Annotated in this window: 8 protein-coding genes and 2 pseudogenes; 9 read left to right on the top strand and 1 reads right to left on the bottom strand. The window is 57.3% G+C overall.

Annotation, left to right across the window (positions count from 1 at the left end; genetic code table 11):
• Positions 1-53 precede the first annotated feature (53 nt).
• The 8 genes and pseudogenes from EOL43_RS15600 to EOL43_RS15120 all read left to right on the top strand — a co-directional run.
• A pseudogene (locus EOL43_RS15600) lies at positions 54-149 on the top strand (helix-turn-helix domain-containing protein); the annotation flags it as partial.
• Complete coding sequence (locus EOL43_RS15595; protein ID WP_420867521.1) at positions 144-743, top strand: IclR family transcriptional regulator; 600 nt, start codon at positions 144-146, stop codon at positions 741-743. The pseudogene EOL43_RS15600 and the gene EOL43_RS15595, both read left to right, overlap by 6 nt.
• Before the next feature lie 452 nt (positions 744-1195).
• Positions 1196-2776 carry an ABC transporter substrate-binding protein gene (locus EOL43_RS15145; protein WP_133489756.1) on the top strand — a complete coding sequence of 527 codons (1581 nt, stop codon included), beginning with the start codon at positions 1196-1198 and terminating at the stop codon, positions 2774-2776.
• 134 nt (positions 2777-2910) lie between these two features.
• On the top strand, positions 2911-3882 hold the full coding sequence (locus EOL43_RS15140) for an ABC transporter permease (RefSeq protein ID WP_133489755.1): 972 nt from the start codon (positions 2911-2913) through the stop codon (positions 3880-3882).
• Between the two features lie 53 nt (positions 3883-3935).
• Positions 3936-4841, top strand: a complete 906-nt coding sequence (locus EOL43_RS15135; protein WP_133489754.1) for an ABC transporter permease — start codon at positions 3936-3938, stop codon at positions 4839-4841.
• Positions 4838-6529, top strand: a complete 1692-nt coding sequence (locus EOL43_RS15130) for a dipeptide ABC transporter ATP-binding protein (RefSeq protein WP_133489753.1) — start codon at positions 4838-4840, stop codon at positions 6527-6529. The genes EOL43_RS15135 and EOL43_RS15130 overlap by 4 nt, the downstream gene beginning before the upstream one ends.
• A 76-nt stretch (positions 6530-6605) precedes the next feature.
• The gene (locus EOL43_RS15125) at positions 6606-7205 is read left to right on the top strand and encodes a helix-turn-helix domain-containing protein (RefSeq protein ID WP_240686572.1); all 600 of its coding nucleotides are present in this window, start codon (positions 6606-6608) and stop codon (positions 7203-7205) included.
• Between the two features lie 36 nt (positions 7206-7241).
• Positions 7242-8357 carry a M24 family metallopeptidase gene (locus EOL43_RS15120; protein WP_133489752.1) on the top strand — a complete coding sequence of 372 codons (1116 nt, stop codon included), beginning with the start codon at positions 7242-7244 and terminating at the stop codon, positions 8355-8357.
• A 158-nt stretch (positions 8358-8515) separates the two neighbouring features.
• Here EOL43_RS15120 and EOL43_RS15615 read toward each other — a convergent pair.
• Positions 8516-8599: pseudogene (locus tag EOL43_RS15615) on the bottom strand (IS6 family transposase); the annotation flags it as partial.
• Positions 8600-8801: 202 nt separating this feature from the next.
• Here EOL43_RS15615 and EOL43_RS15115 point away from each other — a divergent pair.
• A partial coding sequence (locus EOL43_RS15115; RefSeq protein WP_205669566.1) for a circularly permuted type 2 ATP-grasp protein occupies positions 8802-9296 on the top strand: 495 nt, incomplete at its 3' end.

Here is a 9296-nt window from a genome sequence, read left to right as displayed (position 1 = left end):
TACGCCGCCCTACTGGCCCACTTTTGCGCCGCCCTTGACAGCGAAGTGATCAGCCTATGACCGCAACTGAAATCAATGATGCGCTCGGCCTACCCAAACAAACCGTGCATCGACTGTGCGCGACACTTGAGCAAAACGGCTTCATCGCGCGGATTGGGAGTTCAAAGAAGTATCAAGTTGCAAGGCGGCTACGTGAGCTAGGATCAGGGCTTCTGCACAACTCACGCGACCACATCGTTAGACGACAGATCCTCAAGGAGCTCGCAAACCGCGTGGGAGAAACAGTCAACTACGTCATCCCTGAGGATGAAGGCATGCGATACCTTGACCGGGTTGAAACCGACTGGGCCTTTCGCATTCAGTTGCCAATCGGAACCAACGTGCCATTTCATTGTACTGCAAGCGGCAAATGTTTCCTGGCGAGCCTACCCACAAGACAACAAGAAAGCTTGGTTGAGAATTTGAACCTTAAAGCCATGACCAAGCAAACGCACGTTTCTGCGGACACGTTGCTAGAGGAGTTGGCTGACATTCGTAGACAGAAATACTCGCTGGACAGCGAAGAGTTCCTCGACGGAATGATCGCCCTAGCAGTTCCAGTCACAGACGCGAATGGTCGTTTTATTGCATCGATTGCAATGCATGGCCCAACCCAAAGGCTATCCCAAGACCTTTTGGTGTCTCAAGTGGATCTCATTCAAAATGCGGCTAGTCGACTTAGCAAAGTGCTTTTTTCCGAATAGTTCATTCCGATAATGTCCCGCCTCATCGGCACGCCGGTACCTGAACGCGACCAGTCTTCGAAATGAGTACCCCGTCTAGGTCTGTCTCCGTATTTGGTAGCGAGAGATTTCTGAGTGCCCCCCCTCAAAGCGACTGCGTACAAGCTTTTTGGGTAAGGTGCGCGCCTTCTCTTACACGGGTCCGTTACCTCTGGTAGTGGCGTATTGCGCTGACAAAAATTATTATTGTGCACGCTAACAATTTTTTCTAGTGTCCCTGCAGTGCGACGTCAGACGATGGCGGAGCGACACCTGCAAGTCTGCAAGAGATGCGGCAAACACTTAGACGGGGCGAACCTTGTTCAACAAACAACCACCCCTCGAAATCAAAGAGTGCTTCTTTGCCGAATTTTGTGGTCAAAACAAACAAATACAACAGCTTGCAGACAACCCTTACTGACAGCGAGGTCATTATGAAAAAATCTTCAGCAATCCTGGCGGTTGCGGCGCTTGTTTCTTCAACCGCCATGGTCAACGCCGAAACCCTGAAATGGGCACGGGCGGGCGACGCTCTGACGTTGGATCCGCATTCGCAGAACGAAGGCCCCAGCCATACCATGCGTCACCAGATGTATGAGCCGCTGATCATCCGCGACACAAGCGGTGCATTCGTGCCGACACTGGCCACCGACTGGGCCCCCAGCGCTGACAATCCCAACGTTTGGGTGTTCAACCTGCGTAAAGGTGTAAAGTTCCACGATGGCGCGGACTTCACCGCAGAAGACGTGGTGTTCAGCTTCGAGCGTGCAAAGCAGCCGAACTCGGATATGAAAGAGCTGATTGGCTCGATCACCGCCGTGCGCGCTGTTGACGACCACACGGTCGAGATCGAGACCGACGGTCCGAACCCGATCCTGCCGTCGAACTTGACCAACCTGTTCATGATGGACAAGGGCTGGACCGAGGCGAACAACACCGTCAACGTGCAGGACTTCGAAGGTGGCGAGATCACCTATGCCACCACCAATGTGAACGGCACCGGCGCTTACAAACTGGTCAGCCGCGAGCCTGACGTGAAAACCGTCATGGTGCGCAACGAAGAGTACTGGGGCCGCAACGACTTCCCGATGGAAGTCAGCGAGATCATCTATACCCCGATCCAGAACGCCGCGACCCGCGTTGCAGCCCTTCTGTCGGGTGAAGTGAACTTCCTGCAGGACATGCCGGTACAGGATTTGGCCCGCGTGGACAGCGCCGATGGCCTGATGGTCAAGCAGGCGCCGCAGAACCGCGTGATCTTCTTTGGTATGAACCAAGGTGCGGATGACATCGAAGCCGACAACGTAGAAGGCAAAAACCCGCTGGCAGACGTGCGCGTACGCAAGGCGATGTCGATGGCAATCAACCGCGACGCCATCCGTCAGGTTGTTATGCGTGGCCAATCGCAGCCTGCTGGCATGATCGCACCGCCCTTCGTGAACGGCTGGACGGCTGCAATGGACGGTGAAAGCTCGACCGATCTGGACGGCGCCAAGGCTCTGATGGCCGAAGCTGGTTACGGCGACGGGTTCTCGATCCGTCTGGACTGCCCGAATGACCGCTACATCAACGACGAAGCGATCTGTCAGGCCGCCGTTGGCATGCTGGGTCAGATCGGCATCACCGTGAACCTGGACGCCATTCCGAAGGCACAGCACTTCCCGAAGATCACCGACGGCAAGACCGACTTCTACATGCTGGGCTGGGGTGTTCCGACCTACGATTCCGAGTACATCTTCAACTTCCTGGTTCACGGTCGTGAAAGCGATATCGGCACCTGGAACGGTACCGGCTTCAACAACGCGGACCTGAACGCGACGATCAAGTCGCTGGCCTCGAACACCGATCTGGACGCCCGTAACGCGGACATCGCCAGCATCTGGCGCGTGGTTCAGGACGAGCAGCTGTATATCCCGATCCACCACCAGGTGCTGAACTGGGGTATGGCCGACAACGTTGGCATCGAGGTTGATCCCGAAGACCAGCCCCGCGTCAAGTTCTTCACCATGAAGTAACCGATCTGGGCCGCCTGTCTGATGCGGGCGGCCCATTTCTGCCGGGTACGGGGTTCTCTTGTCCTGGCACTCTTTCGTGATCCATCAAATCAACGCGTGACCTCCACGCGTGCTGGCACAAGAAAGCCCCTGCGATGTTGCCATTCATCTTAAAACGCGTTTTCCAGTCTATTCTGGTTCTGGTCATCACCGGCGCTATTGCGTTTTCCATGTTCACCTTCGTGGGTGACCCGATTGACAACATGCTGGGTCAGGAACGCACGATGGAAGACGTCGAACGTCTTCGCGCGCAACTTGGCCTCGATAAGCCGATTCCCGTGCAGTATTTCAAATTCCTGAATGAAGCGGCCCAAGGCAACTTTGGCGTCAGCTATCGTCAGGGCCGCGAAGTGTCCGAGATCATCATGGAGCGCGCACCCGCCACGCTGGAGCTTGCCGCTTTGTCCGCTGTATTCGCCGTTGTAATGGGGATTGCGCTGGGTGTGTTCACCGCCATTCGCCGCGACGGCTTCGCCGCCCATTTCATCATGTCCGCCTCGCTGATCGGGGTATCCTTGCCGACCTTCCTGATCGGGATCCTGCTGATCTATCTGTTCTCGGTTGAGCTTGGCTGGCTGCCCAGCTTCGGCCGCGGTGAGGTGGTCGAGATCGGCGGATGGACCACAGGATTCCTGACGGAATCCGGCCGCAAGGCACTGATTTTGCCCGCGATTACACTGGGGCTGTATCAAATGACGCTGATCATGCGTCTGGTGCGTTCCGAGATGTTGGAAGTGCTGCGCCAAGACTATATCCGCTTTGCCCGCGCACGCGGTCTAAGCGAGCGCGTGATCAATTTCCGCCATGCGCTTAAGAACACCATGGTACCGGTCATCACCGTGATTGGTCTGCAACTGGGCGCGATCATCGCCTTTGCGATCATCACCGAGACCGTTTTTCAGTGGCCCGGCCTTGGGCTTCTGTTCATCAACGCAATTCAGTTCGTCGATATTCCGGTCATGGCCGCATATCTGATGATGATTTCGGTGATGTTCGTCGTGATCAACCTGCTGGTTGATATCCTCTATGCCTTCATCGATCCACGTCTAAGGGTGAGTGCCAAGTGACCGATCAACCCATCTCTCCGCAAAAAGAGGCGCCCTCTGCGACGTCATCTCGGATGCGTCGTATGCTAGACAGCGACTTCTATTATGCCTTCCGTCATTCGCCCGTCGCGATCGTGTCGGCTATCGTGTCGATTGTGCTGATCCTGTCAGCCGTGTTCGCACCGTTTATTGCCCCCTATAACCCGTTTGATCCCACATCGTTGAACCTGATGAACGGGTTCACGCCTCCGATGGAGCCGAACGCCTTTACCGGCGAGACCTTCCTGATGGGCACCGATGACCAAGGGCGGGACGTGTTCTCGACCATCCTTTACGGCATGCGGATTTCGCTGTTCGTCGGCTTTGCCGCGGTGCTGTTCGCGGTGGTTCTTGGGATCCTTCTGGGTCTTCTGGCTGGGTATTTCGGTGGCTGGGTCGACAGTTTCATCATGCGGGCGGCTGACGTGCAACTGACCTTCCCATCGATCCTTGTGGCGATGCTGATCTTCGGTATTGCCAAGGGGATCACCCCGGTGGAACACCGCGACCAGATGGCGATCTGGGTGCTGATCCTTGCCATTGGTCTAAGTGACTGGGTGCAGTTTGCGCGCGTCGTGCGCGGGGCCACTCTGGTGGAAAAGAACAAGGATTACGTGTCGGCTGCCCGCCTGATCGGACGCCGCCCGTCCGCCATCATGCTGCGGCACATCCTGCCCAACATCCTGTCACCGGTATTGGTGATTGCCACCATCTCGTTGGCGCTGGCGATCATCGCCGAGGCGACACTGAGTTTCCTAGGGGTGGGTGCACCGCCCACGCAACCCTCGCTGGGGACGTTGATCCGCATCGGCCAAGGCTACCTGTTCTCAGGCGAATGGTGGATCCTGTTCTTCCCGGCCTGCACCCTTCTGGCCCTTGCGCTGAGTGTAAACATGCTGGGCGACTGGCTGCGTGATGTATTGAACCCGAGGCTGAAATGACCGAACCCGTACTCTCCATCCGCAACCTGACGGTTGAAATCCCCACCCGTCGAGGGCTGTTCAAGCCCGTTCAGAATGTCAGCTATGACATTTACCCCGGCGAAATTCGTGGTGTGGTCGGCGAAAGTGGTGCCGGCAAGTCGATGACGGGCAATGCTGTCATCGGTCTGCTCGATGATCCCGCGCGCGTGGCGTCTGGGGAAATCTGGCTGAAGGGCCGCCGCATCGACAACCTGAGCCGCGAGGAAAAGCGCGCCATTCGTGGGCGCGAGATCGGCATGATCTTTCAGGATCCCCTGACTTCGCTCAACCCGCTGTTTACCATCGGCGAACAGCTGGTCGAAACCATTCAACTGCATCTCAAGGTCTCGGCTGCCGAGGCCAAGGAACGCGCGCTTGCCCTGTTGGATCGGGTGTCGATCCCAGATCCAAAGACGCGCTTTGACCAGTATCCGCACCAGTTCTCGGGCGGGATGCGCCAGAGGGTCGTAATCGCGCTGGCTTTGTGCTCGGAACCGTCGGTGATCGTGGCAGACGAGCCAACGACGGCGCTGGATGTGTCCATTCAGGCGCAGGTGCTGGACTTGATCAAGGAACTGGCCTCTGAGACGCAGGTGGGCGTGATCCTTGTGACGCACGACATGGGCGTCATTGCCGACACGACAGAACAGGTCACGGTGATGTATTCCGGCGAAGTCGTGGAAAACGGCCCGACTGATGAGGTGCTCAGCGCACCCGAACACGAATATACCAAATCGCTGATCTCGGCCGTGCCCCGTCCACAGGTCAAGCTGCACCGCTTCCCGCAGGTCAGTTACGGCGGTCGCGAAACCACGTTCAAGATCGAAGACCTTGCCCGTAACTGGCACAAGCCAGAACCGTCCAAGTCCGGCAAGCTGGTCGAGGTCAACGGCATCACCAAGAAGTTCCTTGAAAAATCCGCCATTTTGCCGTCGCAGCGCACCTATTTCACTGCCGTCGATAACGTGTCCTTCGACATCAAGGATGGCGAGGTGTTCGGCCTTGTCGGGGAAAGCGGATCGGGAAAATCCACGGTCGCGCGCATGATCGGTACGCTGTTGCCGGTTGATGGGGGCCACGTCAAATTCGACGGCGATGATGTGACCGAGATGTCGGCGCAGGGCATTGCGAACTATCGCAAGCAGATCCAGATGATCTTTCAGGATCCGTTTTCCAGCCTGAACCCGCGCATGAAAGTGGAAAGCATCGTGGCCGAGCCGCTTTTGCATCACAAGATCTTGCCACCGGATCAGATTAGCGCGCGCGTGCATGAGCTACTGGACCGTGTCGGCCTGACGCGCGCGGCAGCCACCAAGTATCCGCACGAGTTTTCCGGCGGGCAGCGGCAGCGCATCTCGATCGCGCGCGCCTTGGCAACGCAACCACGCTTCCTGATCTGCGACGAGCCCACCAGTGCGTTGGACGTGTCCATTCAGGCGCAAATCCTGAACATCCTGAAGGATCTGCAAGAGCATCTGGGCCTGACCATGCTGTTCATCAGCCACGACCTTCCGGTTGTGCGCCAGATGTGCGACCGCGTGGGCGTGATGAAGCAGGGTCAGCTGATCGAGGTGCAGGACACCGAAACGCTGTTTGCCAAGCCCGAGCAGGAATATACCGCCCAATTGCTCGATCTTATGCCCCGATTGGCACAGTTGTCGGGCTGACGGGTGCGGTGCTCTTGCATACCCTCGGCCTTCTGCGTAGGCCTTGGCTTTACCAAGCGTAAAGGGGGGTAGCATTTTGGCGTCAGATCAACTCGAACGGGCCAAGCTGGGCAACTTGATCCGCAAGTGCCGTAAGAAGCGCATGCTGACCTTGAAAGAGCTGTGCGACAAGGCCGGTCTGTCGGTTGGGTATCTGTCGCAGGTCGAACGGGGCAATGCGACACCGTCGCTTGGGACCTTGGCCCAGATTGCACGGGCGCTTGATCTGGGACTGGATTATTTTGTGACCCGCCCCAAGCCGGGGGACGCGGTGTCCTATGCCGAACAGCGGCGCAAGTTTTCGATCTCGGAAAGCAGCGTGACGTACGAGGCGCTGAGCGCAGATTTTCCGGGCCATGAACTGTCCGCCTACATCATGCATTGCCCTCCGGGATTTCAGTCCGAGACCTTCCAGCATGAGGGCGAGGAATTCATCTATGTCCTCAGCGGATCGATCGAACAAAGCCTGGATGGCGAGGCCTTCACCCTGAACGAAGGCGACAGCCTGCATTTCAACGGTATGACGCCGCATTCGTGGAAGACTTTGGGCGACACTCCTGCCCGCATGCTGTGGACCGGAACCTTGGTTGTCTTGCAAGGCGAGCAGAAAAGCCGATTGCCGGGGCATCGCAGCTGACCCCACCCCGATAGACCACCACCGAGGAGAAGTTCTATGTCTGATTTGGTAGCAAACAGGTTATCGCGCCTTCGCGAGCGCATGACCGACACCAACACGGATATGGTCGCTCTTGGGCCGGGTAGCCATATGCAGTGGCTTCTTGGATTGAACCCGCATGGGGATGAGCGCCCGGTTATGGCGATTGTTACGGCGGACCACATTGGTGTGCTGATGCCCCTGTTGAACGCCGAAGCTTCGCGCGCGCAATGTGCGGATGTGCCGTTTTATGAATGGAGCGATGGGGACGGTCCACTGGGGGCTCTGACACAGCTTTTGACCGATGCAAACGCCCTTCGTTCGGGTCTGAATATCGTGCTGGACGAGATGATGCGCACGGATTTCTCGTTCCTGCTGCTGGACCAGCTTGACGCCCCCACGCACCGTTTCACGCTGGACACGGTTGGTTTCCTGCGTGCCGAGAAAGACGCCGAAGAACGCAAGTTATTGCGCGACAGTGCCCTATTGAATGATTCTGCTTTTGAGCGCGCATTTAGCGCCTTACGTACTGGGATGACCGAGCGTGACGTGCGCGATATCATTGTTGATCACTACAAGGAAAACGGGGCGCAGGCGGCCTTTTGCATTGTCGCCTTTGGCAAGAACAGCGCTTACCCGCACCACCACACCAGTTCGGATACCTTGCAGCCCGATATGGCGGTGCTGATTGATGCCGGGTGCCGCTTGCAGGGGTATCCGTCGGATATGACCCGCTGTGCCTGGTACGGTGACACGTCGAGTGCTCGCTTCAATGAGATTGCCGGCATTGTTGAACAAGCGGCGAAAGCCGCGGAGACTGCCGCAACGCCCGGGACCCTGTGTAGCGATGTAGACAAGGCCGCCCGAACGGTGATCGAGGACGCGGGTTACGGGCCGGAATACCTGCACCGCACAGGTCACGGCCTGGGCGTAGACGTGCACGAACCGCCGTATATCGCCTCGAACTATCCCGAGCCCTTGCGGGTTGGAAACGTGTTCTCGATTGAGCCTGGGATCTACCTGAATGACGAGTTTGGGATCCGGCTAGAAGACGTTGCATTCCTGCATCCAGACGGAGTCGAGATTCTGTCCGAGATGCCACGCACCGTGCGCCTGCTGCCCGTCAGAGATTGAGAACTCTAGCCACCCCGAAAGGGGCCAGGGAGCGTGTGCGTTAGCCCGTTTACCAGAATCCAAGGAAAGGTCGACGAGCTATACTTCGAAGACTGAAACTCCCGAAGAATTTCTCACCATCCCCAAAGCCGCTGGTCTGTTGGGTATCCCCACGACAACCGGACATGTGACATCACCGCCAAGCGGATGATCTCGGGACTGGTTTGAAAGTACCTAAAAGGAAGGCGTTTAGACTTAGCCAGACGCTAAATCAGCACCCTGCTTGCCTCAAACCGTTTCCCCTGACACTGCCTTGCCGCACACGCGCCCGCCCCCCGATCCCGCACTGCATGATTTTTCAACGAGCTGCACAAGAAAGGGGCGAAATCACCCTTATTTCTGTCCGCACTGCTTCAATTGGGGCAGTGCCATGGACCTTACCGGGTCTTTGCCAAAACTAGCTTTATGAGCGACGATTCTATTTTTGATGAAATGTTGGGCCACGATCAGAATGTGCGCGGTCCCTATCAACAATTCGATCAATGGTTCGAGGATGAAGACCCCAAACGCTTGCGCGCCAAGCAGCGCGAGGCGGAAGAACTGTTTCGCCTGACCGGCATCACGTTCAACGTGTATGGGCGGGCGGAAGCGGAAGAACGGTTGATCCCCTTCGATATCATCCCCCGCATCATATCAGGAAGCGAATGGGCAAGGCTCAGCCGCGGAATTGAACAGCGGGTCCGGGCCATCAATGCGTTTCTCCACGACATTTACCACGGGCAGGAAATCGTGAAAGCTGGACGTATCCCGCTGGAAATGATTGCCAAGAACAGCGCGTTCGAGCCCAGCATGATCGGCCTTCGGCCACCGGGCGATATCTATACGCACATCGTTGGCATCGATCTGGTGCGCACCGGGCCGGTGTCAAGGGCGGCGCAAAAGTGGGCCAGTAGGGCGGCG

Source organism: Aliiroseovarius marinus (assembly GCF_004360145.1).
GTDB lineage: Bacteria > Pseudomonadota > Alphaproteobacteria > Rhodobacterales > Rhodobacteraceae > Aliiroseovarius > Aliiroseovarius marinus.
Note: the sequence above shows the minus strand (reverse complement) of the source record. Positions and strands in the feature narration are given on the sequence as shown.

What these genes read in the sequence shown, in the direction of transcription:
- EOL43_RS15145 (WP_133489756.1), top strand. Translation starts at nt 1,196, where the DNA reads ATGAAAAAATCTTCAGCAATCCTGGCGGTTGCGGCGCTTGTTTCTTCA.
- EOL43_RS15140 (WP_133489755.1), top strand. Translation starts at nt 2,911, where the DNA reads ATGTTGCCATTCATCTTAAAACGCGTTTTCCAGTCTATTCTGGTTCTG.
- EOL43_RS15135 (WP_133489754.1), top strand. Translation starts at nt 3,936, where the DNA reads ATGCGTCGTATGCTAGACAGCGACTTCTATTATGCCTTCCGTCATTCG.
- EOL43_RS15130 (WP_133489753.1), top strand. Translation starts at nt 4,838, where the DNA reads ATGACCGAACCCGTACTCTCCATCCGCAACCTGACGGTTGAAATCCCC.
- EOL43_RS15120 (WP_133489752.1), top strand. Translation starts at nt 7,242, where the DNA reads ATGTCTGATTTGGTAGCAAACAGGTTATCGCGCCTTCGCGAGCGCATG.